This is a genomic window from Variovorax sp. 350MFTsu5.1 (assembly GCF_048302515.1).
GTDB lineage: Bacteria > Pseudomonadota > Gammaproteobacteria > Burkholderiales > Burkholderiaceae_C > Variovorax > Variovorax guangxiensis.
Window position 1 is genome coordinate 6,758,610 of the sequence record NZ_CP157620.1, and the last position, 17,867, is coordinate 6,776,476.

The 17,867-nt window shown below is 70.6% G+C and carries 18 protein-coding genes; 6 read left to right on the top strand and 12 right to left on the bottom strand.

Annotation, left to right across the window (positions count from 1 at the left end):
- The first annotated feature begins 96 nt into the window (after positions 1 to 96).
- The 3 genes from ABL843_RS30870 to ABL843_RS30880 are packed head-to-tail and all read left to right on the top strand — an operon-like array spanning position 97 to position 2,743.
- A complete protein-coding gene (locus tag ABL843_RS30870; protein WP_354423735.1) occupies positions 97 to 432 on the top strand; it encodes a hypothetical protein in 336 nt (111 codons plus the stop codon).
- Between the two features lie 22 nt (positions 433 to 454).
- On the top strand, positions 455 to 1,471 hold the full coding sequence (locus ABL843_RS30875) for a MerR family transcriptional regulator (RefSeq protein ID WP_418118507.1): 1,017 nt from the start codon (positions 455 to 457) through the stop codon (positions 1,469 to 1,471).
- Between the two features lie 33 nt (positions 1,472 to 1,504).
- Entirely contained in the window at positions 1,505 to 2,743 is a 1,239-nt protein-coding gene (locus ABL843_RS30880) for an acyltransferase family protein (protein WP_418118508.1), read from the top strand.
- On the opposite strand, the gene ABL843_RS30885 is transcribed toward ABL843_RS30880, so the two are convergent.
- Positions 2,680 to 3,567: a LysR family transcriptional regulator gene (locus ABL843_RS30885; protein ID WP_418118509.1), complete on the bottom strand. Its 888-nt coding sequence runs from the start codon at positions 3,565 to 3,567 to the stop codon at positions 2,680 to 2,682. The genes ABL843_RS30880 and ABL843_RS30885 overlap by 64 nt on opposite strands.
- Positions 3,568 to 3,648: 81 nt before the next feature.
- On the opposite strand from ABL843_RS30885, the gene ABL843_RS30890 reads away from it, so the two are divergent.
- Positions 3,649 to 4,542 (top strand): EamA family transporter, encoded by an 894-nt coding sequence (locus ABL843_RS30890; protein WP_418118510.1) that lies wholly within the window; start codon positions 3,649 to 3,651, stop codon positions 4,540 to 4,542.
- Between the two features lie 90 nt (positions 4,543 to 4,632).
- Here ABL843_RS30890 and ABL843_RS30895 read toward each other — a convergent pair whose 3' ends face one another.
- The 9 genes from ABL843_RS30895 to ABL843_RS30935 form a co-directional block, all read right to left on the bottom strand.
- Entirely contained in the window at positions 4,633 to 5,307 is a 675-nt protein-coding gene (locus ABL843_RS30895) for a GntR family transcriptional regulator (RefSeq protein ID WP_126021001.1), read from the bottom strand.
- 26 nt (positions 5,308 to 5,333) lie between these two features.
- Positions 5,334 to 6,629 (bottom strand): FAD-dependent oxidoreductase, encoded by a 1,296-nt coding sequence (locus ABL843_RS30900; RefSeq protein ID WP_418118511.1) that lies wholly within the window; start codon positions 6,627 to 6,629, stop codon positions 5,334 to 5,336.
- Entirely contained in the window at positions 6,626 to 6,877 is a 252-nt protein-coding gene (locus ABL843_RS30905) for a (2Fe-2S)-binding protein (RefSeq protein ID WP_369660322.1), read from the bottom strand. Before ABL843_RS30905 ends, ABL843_RS30900 begins: the two co-directional genes overlap by 4 nt.
- Complete coding sequence (locus ABL843_RS30910; RefSeq protein ID WP_418118512.1) at positions 6,874 to 7,977, bottom strand: NAD(P)/FAD-dependent oxidoreductase; 1,104 nt, start codon at positions 7,975 to 7,977, stop codon at positions 6,874 to 6,876. Before ABL843_RS30910 ends, ABL843_RS30905 begins: the two co-directional genes overlap by 4 nt.
- 20 nt (positions 7,978 to 7,997) lie before the next feature.
- Positions 7,998 to 8,936 carry a 4-hydroxyproline epimerase gene (locus tag ABL843_RS30915; RefSeq protein WP_418118513.1) on the bottom strand — a complete coding sequence of 313 codons (939 nt, stop codon included), beginning with the start codon at positions 8,934 to 8,936 and terminating at the stop codon, positions 7,998 to 8,000.
- 24 nt (positions 8,937 to 8,960) lie between these two features.
- Positions 8,961 to 10,094, bottom strand: coding sequence for a branched-chain amino acid ABC transporter substrate-binding protein (locus ABL843_RS30920; RefSeq protein WP_126020994.1), 1,134 nt, complete (start codon positions 10,092 to 10,094; stop codon positions 8,961 to 8,963).
- 84 nt (positions 10,095 to 10,178) lie between these two features.
- Positions 10,179 to 11,093, bottom strand: coding sequence for a dihydrodipicolinate synthase family protein (locus ABL843_RS30925; RefSeq protein ID WP_369660319.1), 915 nt, complete (start codon positions 11,091 to 11,093; stop codon positions 10,179 to 10,181).
- Between the two features lie 167 nt (positions 11,094 to 11,260).
- The gene (locus ABL843_RS30930) at positions 11,261 to 11,983 is read right to left on the bottom strand and encodes a glycine zipper 2TM domain-containing protein (RefSeq protein WP_418118514.1); all 723 of its coding nucleotides are present in this window, start codon (positions 11,981 to 11,983) and stop codon (positions 11,261 to 11,263) included.
- Between the two features lie 128 nt (positions 11,984 to 12,111).
- The gene (locus ABL843_RS30935; RefSeq protein WP_418118515.1) at positions 12,112 to 12,885 is read right to left on the bottom strand and encodes a Crp/Fnr family transcriptional regulator; all 774 of its coding nucleotides are present in this window, start codon (positions 12,883 to 12,885) and stop codon (positions 12,112 to 12,114) included.
- A gap of 111 nt (positions 12,886 to 12,996) precedes the next feature.
- Between ABL843_RS30935 and ABL843_RS30940 the strand changes: the two genes are divergently transcribed.
- Complete coding sequence (locus tag ABL843_RS30940; RefSeq protein ID WP_418118516.1) at positions 12,997 to 14,994, top strand: acetoacetate--CoA ligase; 1,998 nt, start codon at positions 12,997 to 12,999, stop codon at positions 14,992 to 14,994.
- Between the two features lie 78 nt (positions 14,995 to 15,072).
- Positions 15,073 to 16,059, top strand: a complete 987-nt coding sequence (locus ABL843_RS30945) for a Bug family tripartite tricarboxylate transporter substrate binding protein (protein ID WP_418118517.1) — start codon at positions 15,073 to 15,075, stop codon at positions 16,057 to 16,059.
- Here ABL843_RS30945 and ABL843_RS30950 read toward each other — a convergent pair.
- The gene (locus ABL843_RS30950) at positions 16,043 to 17,407 is read right to left on the bottom strand and encodes a HipA domain-containing protein (protein ID WP_418118518.1); all 1,365 of its coding nucleotides are present in this window, start codon (positions 17,405 to 17,407) and stop codon (positions 16,043 to 16,045) included. The two genes, ABL843_RS30945 and ABL843_RS30950, sit on opposite strands and share 17 nt — an antisense overlap.
- Positions 17,401 to 17,859 (bottom strand): helix-turn-helix domain-containing protein, encoded by a 459-nt coding sequence (locus ABL843_RS30955; RefSeq protein ID WP_418118519.1) that lies wholly within the window; start codon positions 17,857 to 17,859, stop codon positions 17,401 to 17,403. The genes ABL843_RS30950 and ABL843_RS30955 overlap by 7 nt, the downstream gene beginning before the upstream one ends.
- Between the last annotated feature and the right edge of the window lie 8 nt (positions 17,860 to 17,867).

Here is a 17,867-nt window from a genome sequence, read left to right on the forward strand (position 1 = left end):
TCCTGAAAGAGCACCGAAGGAGCCACGACGAACGCGCCCCAGGGCGCGTTTTGTCATTGGGGCCGCCGCTGCCACCAGACTTTCCCCAGGTCCGCGATGTCCGAAGACAACCAGATCCTCATCCCGCCCTCGTTCTTCGCCGTCTACACCGACGCGCGCCAGCGCCTGAGCGAGCCCATCGGCGTGGTGCGCGAGCGCTACGAGATCTGCGAGGACCTCGCCAGCCATCTCGTGGGCCACGCGCAGATCCAGCACCACACCGAGGTGCCGGTCGAAAGCGAGATCCTGCGCCGCATCCACGCCGGACTGGCCGCGCCCGAATCGGGCGTGTCGCCGGCCGAGGCCGCGTGGGTGGTGCGGCGGCTGGCCGAACTGCTCGGCTGGGAGGATCCGGAACTGCCCGAGCCCGAGCCCGGTTCCGAAGCCGGCTGAGTCCCCGCAGGAGCGACAACCGGTGCTGCTCAAGGTCGGAGAACTCGCCCGGCACACCGGCCTCACGGTGCGCACGCTGCACCACTACGACGCCATCGGCCTGCTGGCGCCCTCGGCGCGCTCCGAGGCCGGCTACCGCCTCTACGACGCGGCTGACATCGCCCGCCTGCACGCCATCCAGGCGCTGCGGCTGCTGGGCCTGCCGCTGGCCGAGATCGGCGCGGTGCTCGACGCGGAAGGCGGCTCGATGCCCGCGATCATCGCGCGGCAGATCGAATCGCTCGACCAGCAGATCGCGCAGGCCACCGCCCTGCGCGAGCGGCTCGGCCTGCTCGAGCAGCGCCTGGCCGAAGGCGCCCAGCCCGACATGAAGGACTGGCTCGCCACGCTCGAGCAGATGACCACCTACGGCCGCTACTTCAGCCCCGCCGAGATCAGGTCGCTCATGGCCAACTGGAAGCAGGTGGCCGACCGCTGGCCGCCGCTGGTGGCCGAGGTGGCCGCGCTCATGGCGCGGGGCGCGCCGGCCGCTTCGCTGGAGGTGCAGCCGCTGGCCGCGCGCTGGATGACGCTGATGGGCCAGTGGATGGACGGCAACTACGACCTCGTCACGCGCTGGGGCGAGATGTACCGGCGCGAACCCGTGGCGCGCCGCGACGACGGGCCGTCCGCCGAGCTGGTCGACTACATCGGCGAGGCCATCGGCATCCGCATGGCCGCGCTCTTGCGCCACATGCGCACCGACGACTTCGCACGGCTGGGCCCGCCGCCCGAGGACGAGTGGCGCAGGCTCGCGGCCGAACTCGCTGCCCTGCAGGCGCGCGGCGTTCCGCCCGAAGACGAGGCCGTGCAGGCCATCGCGCGCGAATGGGTGCGCCTGTTCGACGCCTTCACCGACCACGACCCCGGCATCGGCGCCCGGCTGATGCAGGCGATGGCCGCCGAGCCGGTGCTGCAGGCCACCGCCGTCACCACGCCTGCGGTGCGTGACTACCTGCTGCGTGCGATGAACCCTGCGACGGCCCCGCGCAGCGCTTGACCCTGACGTTGCGTGAGGCTCGACAGTGGCCTCATGAACAACGCACACACCCCACTGCCGCCACATCCGCAGCCGCTCGAGCGGCTCCACGCGCTCGACAACCTCCGCGCCCTCATGATGTGGCTCGGCATCGTGCTGCACGTGGCGATCAACCACCTCACCGTCGACTCGCCGCTGCCCTGGCGCGACCCGAAGACGTCGCCGGTGGCCGACCTGCTGCTGCTGTTCATCCACAGCTTCCGAATGCCGGTGTTCTTCGTGCTGGCCGGCTTCTTCGTGGCGCTGCTGGCCGAGCGGCGCGGCGCGAACGGCATGCTGAAGAACCGCTGCCTGCGGCTCGCGCAGCCCTTCGCGATCTTCTGGCCGCCGCTGTTCGCGGCGACCACGGTGCTGGCGATGGTCTACATCCACCTGACGGTGCGCGGCGTGCCGGGCATCGACGTCGCGCTGGCACCCCCGCGGCAGGCCGGCGGCTCGCCCTTCAACACCATGCACCTGTGGTTCCTGTACCAGCTGTTCTGGCTCAGCGTGCTGGCCTGGGCCGGCATGCGGGTCCGGCGCTTCGTGCCGGCGCGGCTACGCGAGGCGCTGGCCTCCGGCTTCACCGGACTGATGGCGCGACGCTGGGGTTTCGCGGTGCTGGCGCTGCCGCTGGCCTTTGTCGGCATGCTCTATCCGTCGGGCATGGTCACGGAAAGCGGCTCGTTCCTGCCGCCATTGGCCGAATGGATGCAGAGCGGCCTCTTCTTCGTGGCCGGCTGGTACGTGCATGGCCAACAGGAGCGGCTGCTGGCGCTGTTCGCCGCGCGGTGCAAGGGCTGCGCGGCGGCGGGCCTCGCCTTCCTCGTTGCAACCGTGCTGCTGCTGGGCGCCTCGCGCGGCGGCAGCCTGCATCGTGTGCCGAACCCCGAGTTCTGGATCGCCTTCGCCTACAACGCGACCGCGTGGCTCTGGAGCATGGCGCTGATCGGCGGCTTCGTGCGCTACCTGCCGCGCCAGAACGCGGTGCTGGCCTATCTGTCGCAAAGCTCGTACTGGGTGTACCTGGTGCACATGCTGGGCACCGTGGGCTTCGGCATCCTGCTGTTCAACGCGCCGCTGGGCGCGGTCGCGAAGATGGGCCTGAACATCGCGGCCACCTCGCTGGTGGCGCTCGCGAGCTACCAGCTGCTGGTGCGCCGCACGCCCGTCGGCAGGTTGCTGAACGGTCAGCGCCCCGAAAGCCGCTCGACCAGGAAATCGACGAAGGCGCGGGTCTTCGCCGCGAGGTGACGCGAGGGGTACACGGCGTAGATCGGCGTGCGATCGGCCTCCCAGTCTTCGAGCACCGCCTCCAGCCGCCCCGAGGCCAGCTCGCCCTCGACATAGATGCGCGGGACGAGGCTCAGGCCGAAGCCCGCGAGCAGGGCGTCGCGCACGGCGATGCTGGAGCCGACCTTGTAGCGCCCGTCGATGTGCACCGACACGCTGCGGCCGGCGCGCGCGAAGGTCCATTTGTTGGCGTGGCCCGAGAGCGTGAACTGCACGCACTCGTGGTGCTTCAGGTCGCCGGGCTGGCCGGGCCGGCCGGCGATGGCGAAGTAGGCGGGGGCGCCGCACAGCACGTGGTCCATGGTCATGAGCTCGCGCGCGACGAGGCTCGAATCCTCGAGCCGGTCGCTGCCCCTTATGGCGAGGTCGTAGCCCTCGCCGATGATGTCGACGCGGGCGTCCTGCAGGTTCAGCTCCAGCCGCAGGTTCGGATGGCGGGCCATGAACTCGGGAACGGCCGGCGACAGCAGGGTGAGCGCGAAGGTCAGCGGCGCGCTCACGCGCAGCACGCCGCCGGGGCTGCTGCCCATGGGCGCCAGCGCGGCGTCGGCCTCGGCGAGTTCGTCGAGGATGCGCGACAGCCGCTCGTGGTACGCCGCGCCGGCCTCGGTCAGGCTCATCTGCCGGGTGGTGCGGTTGATGAGCCGCACCTTCAGATGCGCCTCCAGCTCCGCGATGTTCTTGCTGACGGCCGCCGCCGAAAGCCCCATCTGCCGCGCGGCGCCGGCGAAGCTGCCGCTGGAGGCGGCCGTGCGGAAGACTTTGAGGGCGGTGAGGTGGTCCATGCCTTATTGACGACTGCCGGTAAAGAATCAATTCATTATTCGGACATTCACAACCGCCGGTCAACTCACTAGATTCGAGGCATGACCAGCCGCACCACCGACATCCTCCTCACCGCCACGGCGCCCGCCATCTGGGGCAGCACCTACATCGTCACTACCGAGTTGCTGCCCGCCAACTACCCGCTGACGGTGGCGCTGCTTCGCGCGCTGCCTGCCGGCCTGCTGCTGCTCGCGATCGTGCGGCAGCTGCCCGAACGCGCATGGTGGGGCCACATCCTGCTGCTGGGCGCGCTGAATTTCTCGGTGCTGTGGGCGATGCTGTTCCTCGCGGCCTACCGGCTGCCGGGCGGGGTGGCGGCCACCATCACCTCGGTGCAGCCGCTGATGGTGGTGTTCCTGGCCAGCTTCTTCCTCGGTTCGCAGGTGCGCGCGCTGTCGGTGATGGCGGCGGTGGTCGGCATCGGCGGGGTGGCGCTGCTGGTGCTGACGCCGAACGCGGCGCTCGATGCGCTCGGCATCGCGGCCGCCATCGCCGCGGCGGTGTCGATGGCCTTCGGCACGGTGCTGAGCCGGCGCTGGCAGCCGCCGGTGTCGGCGCTGACCTTCACGGCCTGGCAGCTCACCGCCGGCGGCCTTCTGCTCCTGCCGGTGGCGCTGCTGCTGGAGCCGCCGCTGCCCGCGCTCACGCTGCACAACTGGATCGGCTTCGGCTGGCTCGGCCTGGTGGGCGCCGCGCTGACCTACATCGTGTGGTTCCGCGGCGTGGCGCGGCTGGAGCCCTCGACCATCGCGCCGCTGGCCTTCCTGAGCCCGGTGACGGCGGTGATCCTCGGCTGGGCGCTGCTCGGCCAGGCGCTCTCGACGTGGCAGGTGCTGGGCATCTTCATCGTGATCGCGAGCATCTGGCTGAGCCAGCATGCGCAGCGCGGCGCGCAGCCGCCGACGGTGCGCACCGCGCCGGCGGGCGTGCGCTGAAGGAAGGCCAGGCTGCGGCCGTGGCCCGGGCAGCTGCCCGGGGTGCCGGGGCAGCGAACGAAGTCCTTCGGCCTGCTTTTTTCTCTTTTGCTAGTTGTCGATGATCTTGCGCGCGAAGACCTCGAGGTAGTCCATCAGCCGGTTGGCGCCAGCCGTGGCGGCCGCTTCGTCGCCCGTCGCGATGCCGCGCGCCAGCTGCAGGTGCGCGTTCGCGCCCTCGACGATCTCGCCCTCGTGCTGGTAGGCGTACCAGAAGCGCCGGCACTGCACGATGGGCGGGATCACCGCGCGCACCGCCGAGTCGTTGTGGCTCGCCTGGTGGTTGACGAGATCCAGCGCGCGGTCGGCCTGCATGTAGTCGTTCAGGTCGCCGCGGCCCGCGGCCTCGACCATCGCCTCGGCGCAGCGCACGATCTCCTGGCGCTGCCGCGCGGTGGCGCGGCGCGCCGAGCAGGCGGCGATCAGCAGTTCGAGCACCCGCCGCGTCTGGATCACGTCCAGGTGGTCGGCCAGGTCGATGGCCGACACCAGCAGCCCGCGCCGGGGCTGCTGCACGATGAGGCCGATGGACACCATGCGCATCAGAGCCTCTCGCACCGGCGTGCGGCCCAGGCCGGTGCGCTCGGCGAGTTCGGCCTCGACGATCTGGCTGCCGGGCTGCAGCTGCATGGTGGACAACAGCGTCTCGATGGCGTCGTAGGCCTCGTCGGCGGCGCGGCGCTTCGGCTGGGGGCGGGGTGCGACGGTGTTCTTCGGGGAGGCCATGGTCTTGTTCTGCGGATGCGGCGGCGTCATTGTCGGGCGTCCACGCCTTCGCCCGCGAGGCCAGAGAGCGTGGCAATGCGCACCGGCGACAGCGGCGGGCGCGGCGCGGGCGGTGTCCATCCGAAGAGGAACTGCGCCGCGTCGCCGCACACGCGCCCCTGGCAGGCGCCCATGCCGCAGCGGCGGTGCAGCTTGGCGTCGGTCCAGCCGCTGCAGTCTTTCAGCGCAGAGAAGGGCACGTCCTCGCAGCGGCACACGAGCGTGTCGGGCTGGGGCAAGGTGCGGATGTCGGCATGCAGCGCGAAGCTGCGGTGCAGCTGCGCGGCGAAGGCATCCCAGCGGGCGCGTTCGCCTTCGTGGGCGGCGGCGGCACGCTCGTTGCCCACCGCCGCATGGCCGGCGATGCTGCCCTGCGCCAGCGCACGCTCGCTGCCGCCGAAGCCGGTGCACTCGCCCGCCGCGAAGATGCCGGGCACGCTGGTGGCCTGCCGCGCATCGACCTGTAGGCCCCGCGCGCTGAAGCCGTCCGAAGCCAGCGCGCAGCCGAGCATGCGGCCGAGCTGCGTGTTGGGCACGAGGCCGAAGCCGCAGGCGATGCGGTCGCAGGCGATCTCCACCTCCTTGCCGTTACCTTGGCGCAGGCGCACCGACTCGACCTGCGCGGCGCCACCCGCCGAGACCACGTGCGACGAAGTGCGATAGCAAGGGTCGGCCAGCGTGACGGCCTGTGCCGCCTTGCCGGGCCAGCGCGCGAGGCTGGCACCGAAGCGCGCGACCGAGGCGAACGAAGCCTGCTCGGCGATGCGCAGCACCCTCGCGCCCGCCGCGCGCGCGGTGGCTGCGGCGGCCAGCAGCAGAGGGCCGCTGCCCGCGATGACGATGCGCTCGCCCTCGACCGGCAGGCCGGCCTTGATGAGCGCCTGCAGGCCGCCAGCCCCGGTCACGCCGGGCAGCGTCCAGCCGGGAAAGGGCAGCAGCAGTTCGCGCGCGCCGGTGCAGAGGACGAGCTTGCCCCATCGCATGCGCACGGCGCCGTCGGCGTCTTCGAGCAGCAACTCGCCGGGCCCGGGCGCGGCGACCACGCGCGTGCCGCTGCGCACGCGGATGTTGGCGTGGCGTTCGAGCGCATCGCGCCACTTGCGCGCGGCGGGCGGCAGCCTGGCACCGGGGCCGTCGCGCCAGATCTGTCCGCCGGGCGCGGGGTTGTCGTCGATCACGACGATCGATGCGCCGCTCGGTGCGGCCGCAACAGCCGCCGCCATGCCGGCAGGGCCGGCGCCGATGACGAGCACGTCGCAGCGCTCGGGCACGACGCCGTTCATTCCAAAGTCTCCACGCGCATGCCCTCGGCGCACACCGTCTGGCACGCGAGCCTGCGCTTGCCGTCGATCAGCACACGGCACTCCTGGCACACGCCCATGCCGCAGAAGGGCGCGCGCGGCTGGCCCGTGACCGACGTGCGCGCGACGCCCATGCCGCCGGCCACGCGCAGTGCGGCGGCGACCGAGCTGCCCGCCTGCACGCGGACCGGATGGCCGTCGATGTGCAGCAGGGTGTGGCCGTTGTTCATGCGGCCTCCCGCAGGCCGCGCGGCGCATAGGGTGCGGCGTCGAAACCGGGTGCCGCGCCGGTCATCAGCGCGGCGAGCAAATGCGCGCTGCCGGGCGCGGTGGTCACGCCCAGGCCTTCGTGGCCGACGGCGAGCCAGAGCTTCTCGCGCCATGGGTGCTTGCCCAGCAACGGCAGGCCGTCGGGCGAGGCCGCGCGCATGCCGGTCCACGAACGCAGCGCGTTGAGGCTGGCGAGCCCCGGCAGGTATTCCAGGGCGCGCTGGAGCATGCGCGCCAGCATCGGCGCTTCCACGGCCGCGTCGGTGGTGTCGAACTGGCGCGAGGAGCCGATCAGCAGCTGCCCCGTGGGACGCGGCTGCACGTTGAAGGCGACCGAGTCGCCCTCGCTGTGGTGCGCACTGGTGACGTAGCCGAGCTCGACGAGCTGGTGATGCACCGTGCCCGGATAGCGGTCGGTGATGAGCAGGTGGCCCTTCTTCGGACGGATCGGCAGTTCGGGGCAGAGCGTGGTCGCCTGGATCCCGTTGGCGAGCACGACCTGCGGCGCGGCGCGACGGCTGCCGTCGGCCAGGCGCAGCGCGCCGCCGTCCTCGATGGCCTCGACCTTCGCCTGCTCGACGCGGACCGATGCCGCCTGCTGGGCGAGCAGCCAGCGCGCCGCGTTGGGTGCGTAGAGGATGCCGTCGCCCGGCACTTCGAGCGCACCGGCGAGGCCCTTGCGCAGCGCGGGCTCGGCGGCCGCGAGCTGGTGCGCGTCGAGCAGGCGGCTGTCGATGCCGTGCGCGCGAAGCCGCTGCTGCTTGCGTTCGGCCTCGGCCATCTCCTCGTCGCTGGCGGCGATCCACAGCGTGCCGCAGGGGCTGTATGCGCAGTCTTCGCTCATGCGCGGCGCGAGCTCGCGCCATTGCGCGATCGAACGGCGGCTCAGCTCGAGCTCGGCCGGGTTGTCGTCCATCGCCACGAGGTGGCCCATGCCCGCGCCGGTGGCACCGCCGATGCCCGCGTCGAGCACCAGCACCTTCGCGCCGGCTTGAGCAAGCGCATGCGCGCACGCGGCGCCGACGATGCCGGCGCCGATGACGATGACGTCCGCGTCCATTCCGCCCGCTGCGCCCGACGTCAGAGCCGGATGCCCCAGCCGAAGGGGTCGGCGTCGTCGATCAGCAGCGTCGCCTCGGCGCTGATGTGCGCGCGGCCGCGCAGCGTGGGAACGACGCGGCCTTCGCCGTCGAGCGCATAGCTGGCCTCGAAGACGCTGCCGATCACGCTGGCCTGCTTCCACACTTCGCCCGGCGCGAGCTTGCCGTCGGCCGCCAGGCAGGCGATCTTGGCGCTGGTGCCGGTGCCGCAGGGCGAGCGGTCGTAGGCGTTGCCGGGGCACAGCACGAAGTTGCGGCTGTCGGCGCCTTCGCTGTCGTCGGCGAAGAGTTCGATGTGGTCGATCTCGGCGCCGTCGGCACCGGTGATGCCCTGCGCCGCCAGGGCCTTGCGCAGGGCGGCGGTGTAGTCGGTGAGCGCGGCGAGGTTGTCGCTCGCCACGCTCTGGCCGTGCTCGCTCACCAGGAAGAACCAGTTGCCGCCCCAGGCCACGTCGCCGCGCACGGTGCCGTGGCCCGGCAGCTCGACCGCCGCCTGCCGCAGGTGCCTGTAGGCGGGCACGTTGCGCACGCTCACCGAGCCGTCTTCGTGCAGCGTGGTGGTCACGGTGCCCACGGGCGTCTCGATGCGGTGCTCGCCCACGCCGATGCGCCCCATGTGCGCGAGGCTGGCCACCAGCCCGATGGTGCCGTGGCCGCACATGCCGAGGTAGCCGGCGTTGTTGAAGAAGACGACGCCGGCTGCTGCGTCGGCCGAGACCGGCTCGCAAAGCAGCGCGCCCACCACCACGTCGCTGCCGCGCGGCTCCAGCACGGCGGCGGCGCGCCACCTGTCGTGCCGCTCGGCCAGCAGCGCGCGGCGCTCGGCCATGCTGCCCTTGCCCAGGTCGGGGAAGCCCCCGACCACCAAGCGCGTGGGCTCGCCGCCCGTGTGTGAGTCGATGACCTGGATGCGCTGCATGTGGCGTGGTCCGTTCTTTCTGCTTCAGTAGCTGGCGATGGGCACCGGCGCCGCGTTCTTGAAGGTGAACACGGTGATCGGCGCCTGCTTCATGTTGCCCTTGTCGTCGTAGGCGTAGGTCGCGGCCACGCCCTTGTAGGTGGCCTTGTAGAGCTCCGCGCCGACCTTGTCGGGGTCGATGGAGTTGGCCTTCTTCATCGACTCGCCGATGAAGAGCACCTGGTCGTAGTACGAGGCGGCGTAGGCGTCGGGATCGACGTTGAAGCGCTTCTTGAACTTCTCCTTGAAGGCCGGGCCGCTCTGCGCCTTCTCGAGGATGGAGCCGCCCTGCGCGCAGAACACCAGGTCGTTGACCGCATCGCCGCCGAGCTTGCCGGTGGCGGGGCTGCAGACGGTGTCGCCGCCCAGCAGCTTGCCGGGCACGGCGAGCTGCTTCATCTGGCGCGCCATGGGCGCGGCCTGCGGGGCGTAGCCGCCGAAGAAGATGGCCTCGGGCGCCTTGGCCTTCATGTTGGTGAGGATGGCGGTGAAGTCCACGGCCTTGTCGGTGGTGAACTCCTGGCCGACCACGGTGAGGCCCTGCTTCTTGGCCTCCTTGGTGAACTCCTCGGCGAGGCCCTGGCCGAAGGCGGTGCGGTCGTCGATCACGCCGACCTTCTTCAGCTTCATCTCCTTGGCCGCATACACGGCCATGGCGCCGCCGATCTGGTTGTCGCTCGCGATGATGCGGTAGAGGTTCTTGTAGCCGCCCTGGGTGACCTTCGGGTTGGTGCCCACGGTCGAGACCATGGTGCCGCCGTCGCTGTAGACGCGCGAAGCCGGAATGGCCACGCCCGAGCAGTACGGGCCCATGACGAACTTGACGCCGTCGTCCACGAACTTCTGCGCCACGCTCACGCCGGTCTTGGCGTCGCACTGGTCGTCTTCGGAGACCAGCTCGAACTTCAGCGTCTTGCCGCCGACCACGAGCTTCTTCGCGTTGAGCTCCTCGATGGCGAGGCGCACGCCGTTTTCATTGTCCTTGCCCGCGAAGGCGTTGGGGCCCGAGAGAGGACCGCTGTGGCCGATCTTGACCACCTGCTCCTGCGCATGCGCCTGGCCGGCGAGGGCCAGGGCTGCGAGACCGAGAAACGAAACCATGCCTGCTTTTGTCTTCATGCTTCTTCCTGCTGGGTTGGGGACGATGAAAAACACGCGGCCGGCAGCCGACCGGTAAGCCGGTGCCGGCGCACCGTCGGTTTATTACATGACCGACTGGTATTGAACAGGCCTCGTCGCGAGGGCCTTCTTCACGATGCCTTCGATGAACTCGCGCTCGGCGCCGATGAGCGGCAGGCGCGGGCGGCGCATGTGCTCGGTGCCCACGCCCACGAGCGCGTCGATGAGCTTGAGGTTCTGCACCAGCTTGGTCGACACGTCGAGGTGCAGCATGGGCGTCATCCACTGGTAGAGCTTGAGCGCCTCGGCGAACTTGCCGGCCTTCATGAGGTCGTAGAGCGCCACCGTCTCGCGCGGGAAGGCGCAGCCCACGCCGGCGAGCAGGCCGTCGCAGCCCAGCGCCAGGCCCTCGTAGGCGAGGTCGTCCACGCCGAGGAAGAGCTGGTAGCGGTCGCCCACGGTGTTGCGCAGGTCGGTGATGCGGCGGATGTCGTCGGTGCTTTCCTTGATGGCGGCGATCCATTCGCAGTCGGCCAGCTCGGCCATGTGCGCGGGCTTCAGGTCGACGCGGTAGGCCACCGGGTTGTTGTAGACCATGATGGGTTTCTGCGCCGCGTTGGCGATGGTGCGCACGTTGAGCATCGCCTCGCGCGCGTCGGCCACGTAGATCACCGAGGGCATCACCATGAAGCCGGCCACGCCGAGCCTGTTGGCGCCGTCGACGTAGCGCAGCGCCTCGCGGGTGCTGGTTTCCGAGACGTTGGCCAGCACCGGGATGCGGCCGTCGGCGGCTTCGAGCGCGATCTTCGCGACCTGCAGCTTCTCCTCCAGCGTCAGCGTGCTGGCCTCGCCGAGCGAGCCGCAGGTGACGAGGCCGTGGATGCCGTTGCGGATCTGGAAGTCGATGTGCCGGGCCGTGCCCTCGGCGTCGATGCTCTCGTCGGCATTGAACTTGGTGGTGACGGCGGGAAAGACGCCCTGCCAGCGGGGATTGCTCACTTGATCGCTCCTTCGGATGTGCGGTGGAAAACGCCGCACTCTAAATATATTAAGGATATACGGTCAAGATACTTTTCGGGCAATCGCTCTTTTGCGTCGTGTTCTTCTGTGATACGGAGGCGGCGGCGCAGGGCGCGCGGCCCTGGCCCCGCAGGAGGCCCGCCGGCTTACTTGTGGCCGTCGGCCGGGCGCAGCACGCCGCGCTGCAGCGTGACTGGCTTGCCGATCGGCGGCGCCGTCTTCGTCTCGACCGTGCGCAGCCGGCCATCGTCCATGCGCACGCCCACCTCGTAGACGGTGACGGTGCGCACGTGCTTCTCGATGGCGTTGCCGGCGAAACCGCCGCCCACAGCGCCCAGCACCGTGGTGGCGACGCGGCCGTTGCCGTGGCCGAACTGGTTGCCGACGAGGCCGCCGACAACGCCGCCCGTGACCGCCCCCACGCCCGTGGTCTTCTGCTGGCGCTGCACCGGCCGGACCGACTCGACGCGGCCGCAGACCGCGCAAGCGGGCGCGGCCGGCATGGCGGGCGCAGGCTCGGCAGCCGCAACCGTCGTCGAGTTCGCGGGACCAGGCGCCGCCTGCGGCACGGCGGCCATCGACTGCGGGGCCGTGCCGGCTGCACCAGCGTAGCCACCGACGGCAGGCGGCGGCATGGCGGGCGCGGGTGGCATGGCTTCGGGCTTGAAGTCGTCGGGCGCCGGGGCGGTCGCCGCGGCGGCCACGGGCGTGGATGCAGGCGCGGCCGTTTCCTGCCCTTGCCTGTGCAGCAGCACCCCGCCCAGCGCCGCGACCGCGATGGCCAGCACGCCGATCACGGCCCAGAGCACCTTGGGCGATCCGCCCGCGCGCATGGCCGCAGGCTGTTCGAGGGGCGACGTCGAATTCATGGAAAGTCCTTTCCGCCCCCGCGCACGGTGCGCCGGAGGCACCGCCAGAGCATGGCTTTGGAGGATGCGGAGTTCAATCCGCCGGCGTCCTACAGGCGCATAGGGCGGGGCGCCGAAGCAGCAGCGGATCAGCCCGCCCGCGCCATGCCCGCGATCGGCTCCAGCGCGAGCAGGGTCAGTTGCCCGTAGCCCACGTGCAGCCAGCCTTCGGCCTGCATGTGCTGCAGCGCGAGGTTGCAGCGCTGGCGCGAGACGCCGGCGATGGCGGCGAGTTCGTCCTGCGCGATGGGCAGGTGGATCAGCCCGAGCGGATTGTTCAGCGGATGGGCCAGCCCGCACAGCGCATTCGCCACGCGCGCGGGGCCGCGCATCAGCCGCACGTCGCCCACGTGGTCCATGAAGTAGTGCAGGCGCTCGTTGATCTGGCCGTAGATGAAGTCCTTGAAGGGCGGATGCTCCTGCAGCAGGCGGGCGAAGTCGTCCTGCGGCAGCAGCGCCACACGGCTGTCGCGCAGCGCCACGTAGTCGGCATGGCGGGGCTTGCCGCGCAGCAGCGCGCCCTCGCCGAACCAGCAGCCCGGCAGGATGCCGCCGAGCGTGGAACTGCGGCCGTCGGCGGCGAGCACCGAGGTCTTGAGCAGCCCCTCCATCAGCCCGAACCAGGCCGACGGGATCTCGCCGCGCCGCGCCAGCAGCTGGCCGCGCGACACCCGGTGCTCGCGCATGCGCTCCATCACCCGCTTGCGCAGCGGCGCGGGAAAGGGCGCGCTCCACGACGACAGGCGAAGCAGCTCGCCGATGCCGAAGCCGGCGGGCCCGTCCGCCTTCGGGCGCCGGGAAGGCGGCGGCTGCGATGCGCCCTGGCGAAGCGCGTCCGGCAGTTCGTCTGGCTTCTTTTCCAACGGGCAAACCCTTAAGTCAAATGTCTCATTTTCAACAGTATCGCTTCCGCATCGCCCGAACAATTCGGCCCGAACCGCCCGCCGGGCGGCCCTCCGGATTCCAGCCGCACGATGCACGATTCGCCCCCTTCCGACGCCCACGGCCAGCTGCTGTGGACCCCCTCGGCCGAACAGGTCCGTGCCAGCGGCCTCCATGCCTACCAGCAATGGCTGGCCGAACGCCACGGCGTGCCGGCGGGCGGCTACGAGGAGCTCTGGCAGTGGTCCGTGGACTCGCTGGAACTCTTCTGGCAATCGATCCGGGAGTATTTCGGCGTCGTGGGCGAGGGCGACACGCAACCGGTGCTCGGGCAGCGCGGGATGCCCGGTGCGCAGTGGTTTCCCGGCATGCGGCTGAACTACGCCGAGAACGTGTTCCGCAGAGTGGGCAATGACCCGGCAAGCCCGGCGATCATCGCGCGCCGGGAAGACGCGCCGCTGCGCGCCATGTCGTGGGCCGAGCTGGAGCGCGACGCCGCCGCGCTGGCCGGGCAGATGCGCGCATGGGGCATCGGCCCCGGCGACCGGGTGGCGGGCTACCTGCCCAACTGGCCGGAGACCGTCGTCGCCTTCCTGGCCTGCGCCAGCATCGGCGCCATCTGGTCGAGCTGCGCGCCGGACATGGGCCCCGGCGTGGTCCTCGACCGGCTGCGCCAGGTCGAGCCCTGCCTGCTGCTGGCGACCGACGGCTACCGCTACAACGGCAAGCACCACGACCGCAGCGCCCAGGTGAAGGAGTTGCTGGCCGAGTTGCCCAGCGTGAAGCGCGTGGTCCACGTGCCGGGCCCGGCCGACGAGGCATCGGCACCCGACTGGCGCGACCGCGTCGACTGGGCCGACGCGCTGCGCGAGGACGCGCCGCCGCGCTACGAGCGCCTGCCTTTCGACCACCCGCTGTGGATCGTCTATTCGTCGGGCACCACCGGCCTGCCCAAGGCGATGGTGCACGGCCACGGCGGCATCGTGCTCACGCACCTGAAGACCATGGCGCTGCAGCACGACCTGCGCGCAGGCGACCGGCTGCTGTTCCTCGGCAGCACCGGCTGGATCGTGTGGAACCTGCAGGTGGGCGCGCTTTTGACCGGCGCGAGCATCGTGCTGTTCGACGGCAACCCCGCCTGGCCCGACGCCGGCGCGCTGTGGCGCTTCATCGGCGAACAGGGCGTCACGCTGTTCGGCTGCGGCGCGGCCTACCTGGCCAACTGCATGAAGGACGGCCTGCGCCCGCGCAACACCGCGAACCTGGAGCGGCTGCGCGCCATCAACGCGACCGGCTCGCCGCTGCCGGTGGAGGCCTATCTGTGGGTCTACGACGCCGTCAAGCCCGACCTCTGGCTGGCATCGATCAGCGGCGGCACCGACATCGCCTCGGGCTTCGTGGCGTGCGCGCCCAGCCTGCCGGTGCACGCCGGCGAGATCCAGTGCCCCGAACTCGGCGTGGCGGCGTACGCATTCGACGACGCCGGCCGGCCCGTGATCGATGAGGTGGGCGAGCTGGTCATCACCAGGCCCATGCCCTCGATGCCGCTGTACTTCTGGAACGATCCGGAGAACCGGCGCTACCGCGAAAGCTACTTCGAGACCTTCCCCGGCGTCTGGCGCCACGGCGACTGGATCCGCTTCACGCCACGGCGCAGCGCGGTGATCTACGGGCGCTCCGACAGCACCATCAACCGGTTCGGCATCCGCATGGGCACCGCCGAGATCTACCGCGTGGTCGAGCAGCTGCTCGAGGTGCGCGACAGCGTCGTGGTCGACCTCGAATACCTGGGCCGGCCTTCGTTCATGCCGCTGTTCGTGGTGCTGCAGCCGGGCATGGCGCTCGACGCGGCCCTCATCGAGCGCATCCGCGCCGCCATCCGCACCAAGGCGTCGGCGCGCCACGTGCCCGACGACGTCGTGCAGGTGGACGAGATCCCGCGCACGCTCAGCGGCAAGAAGATGGAAGTGCCCCTGCGCAAGCTGCTGCTGGGCACGCCGGCCGACAAGGTGGCGAGCCCCGACAGCATGCAGAACCCGCGCAGCCTTGCGTTCTTCATCGACTACGCCCGCCGGCGCGCGGCGGCCTGATTCCGCGGCAGCCTCCCGGGCCGCCTTCCGTTTTCCCCAGCCCTTTCGCAAACACACAAACTCAAGGAGACACAGCACATGCAACGACGCCACTTCCTCAACGCCATGGCAGGCGCCGCCGCCACCGGCGCACTGACGCCCTTCGCCGCCCTCGCGCAGGCGCTGGAGCAGGTGAAGGTCATCTACGGCTTTCCTCCCGGCAGCGCCGGGGACAGCGTGGCGCGCCGCGTGGCCGAGAAGCTCGGCGGCACGCCCTACAGCAAGAACCCCGGCTACGTCGAGAACAAGCCCGGCGCGGGCGGGCGCATCGCACTGGAGACGCTCAAGGCCGCGCCGGCCGATGGCTCGGTGCTGGCGCTGGCACCCGTCTCGGCGCTCTCGGTGTATCCGTACATCTATCCGAAGCTCTCGTACAAGCCCGAGGACGTGACGGCCGTTTCCATCGGCGCGGTGATGTTCCACGGCCTGGCCGTGGGTCCTTCGGTCCCGGCCGAGGTCAAGACGCTGAAGGACTTCCTGGCCTGGGCCAAGGCCAACCCCGAGAAGGCCAGCTACGGCTCGCCCGGCGCCGGCTCCATGCCGCACCTGCTGGGCGCGCTGCTGGGCATGCGCGCGGGCGTCGATCTCAAGCACGTGCCCTATCGCGGCACCGTGCCCAGCATCACCGACCTGGTGGGCGGCCAGATCGCGGCGGCCATGAACCCCAGCGGCGACTACCTGCAGTACGTGAAGGCCGGCCGCATCCGCGTGCTGGCCACTTCCGGCAAGAAGCGCTCGCCTTTCCTGCCCGACGTGCCGACCTTCGCGGAGCTGGGCTACCCCGACGTGACCTCCGAGGAGTGGTTCGGCTTCTACGCGCCCGCCAGGACGCCCGCCGCCACCATCGCCACCGCCAACGCGGCCATCACCCGGGCGCTGAAGGACAAGGCCGTGATCGACGCGCTGGCCCTGGTCGGCCTGGTCGCGAACGGCGGCACGCCGCAGGACATGGCCGCCGACCAGAAGGCCGAGTACGAGCGCTGGGGGCCGCTGGTGAAGCAGATCGGGTTCACTTCGGAATCCTGAGCGCGGAGTCCTGAGCAGCCTCCCGCGAGGCGATGTCGGCGCCCGCGAGGAATCGCTTCGCCTCGCCTCGCATGCCCTGCGAGATGGCCTCCCAGGTGCGCGCGGGAAAGTCCGGCGGCAGCAGAGCCTCGACCTCGCCCAGCGCGGCGTCCACCGATGCCACCAGGTCGAGCATTGCGTTCCACACGTCGATGCCGCCGTTCTTCATCGCCAGGCCATGCCAGTGGCGGGCCTGGATGGTCTGGAACACGTAGTGCGCGTTGCTCGAGCGGATCGCCATCGCCAGGCCCGCCTTGCGCGGCTGGAACTGATTGGCGCCATCGCCGAAATACGGCCACATCGAGATGACGTCGTACAGCGGCGTCATCTCGTAGGCGTCGCCGCGCTGGAGGTGGATAGAGAAGTTCTTGGCATGCCCGTCGGTGGCCGCGAGCAGGAAGAAAGCCAGCTGCGCGAGCAGGAAGCGCGCGCCGTCTTCCGCGCTCCTGCTGCCTTGCAGCAGCTGCAGGCACTTCGACATGCCGGGCCCGCCGTGCTGCTCGTACTTCCTTTCTGACGGCAGGCCCAGGGCCTGGCAGAAATCTTCCTGCGGCAGGCGTGCGATCCAGGTACCGCCGTCCATCCACTCGCGGTCGAAGCGCTCCACGATCAGCACCGTCTGCCCGCCGAAGGTGGCCATGGAAGTCGGAGCCACCGGCAGGCCGAGGGCCAGCACGATCTGCGCGCACAGCCATTCGTTCTGCACCGAGTCGGAGGCGTCGACGCGCCTGGAGCCGCCGATCAGCCCGAGCGGCAGCTTCACGATGTGCGTGGTGGGCGTGGCGCCATGCGGCCGGCACCATGCGCCATTCCAGCGGGTCAGCGCCGTCTTTTCCTGCGCGCCGGCCAGCGAGATGCGAAACAGGTCTTCGTCGCGCATGCCTTGCGGCACGTCTTCGGACGGAACGGCCTGCAGCAGGTCGGCGATCTGCGCCTCGTCCAGCGGCTCGCAGTCGATGGCGTTCCAGCCTTGCGGCACGGCGCCTTCGGGCACGAGTTGAACGGCACCGACACAGTCGCGGCCGATGGCTTCGAGCAGGCCGAAGGCCGTGGCGTCCTTGAGCCGGAAGCGGTTGCGCAGCCGCGCGCGAATCCTGTCGTTGTCGGGCAGCAGGTTGTCGAAGTAGTTGCGGACCACCTCGCCGCGAACCTCGAGCGCGCTGTTGAGCGGGATCGACAGCGACAGCGACCGCCGCCGCGGCGATTCGAACCACGCCGGGTCATAGCGGAAGGAATGGGCGCCGCGCTCGACGATCCAGGTGCCTACGCGCTCTCCGTTCATCCAGGCGTCGAGGGCCTGCGTCACCACGACTCCCTCTTGGGCCGGACGACGAAGTTCCGGCGCGAGGTGGGCTTGACGTCCTTGCCGGGGTTCAGCGCCTGGAGCGCGCGAAGCGATTCGCCCGGCGCACCCGGCGATTCGGCTTCCAGGCGCACCAGCACCGACTGGTCGCTCATCGGCGTGGCGGTCCATGGGCCGGGCGGAAGCTTCACCGCGTCGTACAGCGCGGGTTCTTCCGCCGCCACCGGCGCAGGGCTCGGCACTGCCTCCTCGCGCAGGCAGAAGGAGGCGCCCAGCGCCGACAGCAGCTTCATCAGCTGCTCGAAGCTGACCGCGCCGGGGTTCGCCTCGATCTCCGCGATGCGGGCCTGGCTGACGCCGACGAGGGCACCGACCTGCGCCTGCGTCAGGCCGCGCTGCTTGCGCAGGGCCTTGAGGTGCGGCCGCAGCTGATCGACGAAGCGCAGGGGATAGTCCATTGCGTTTG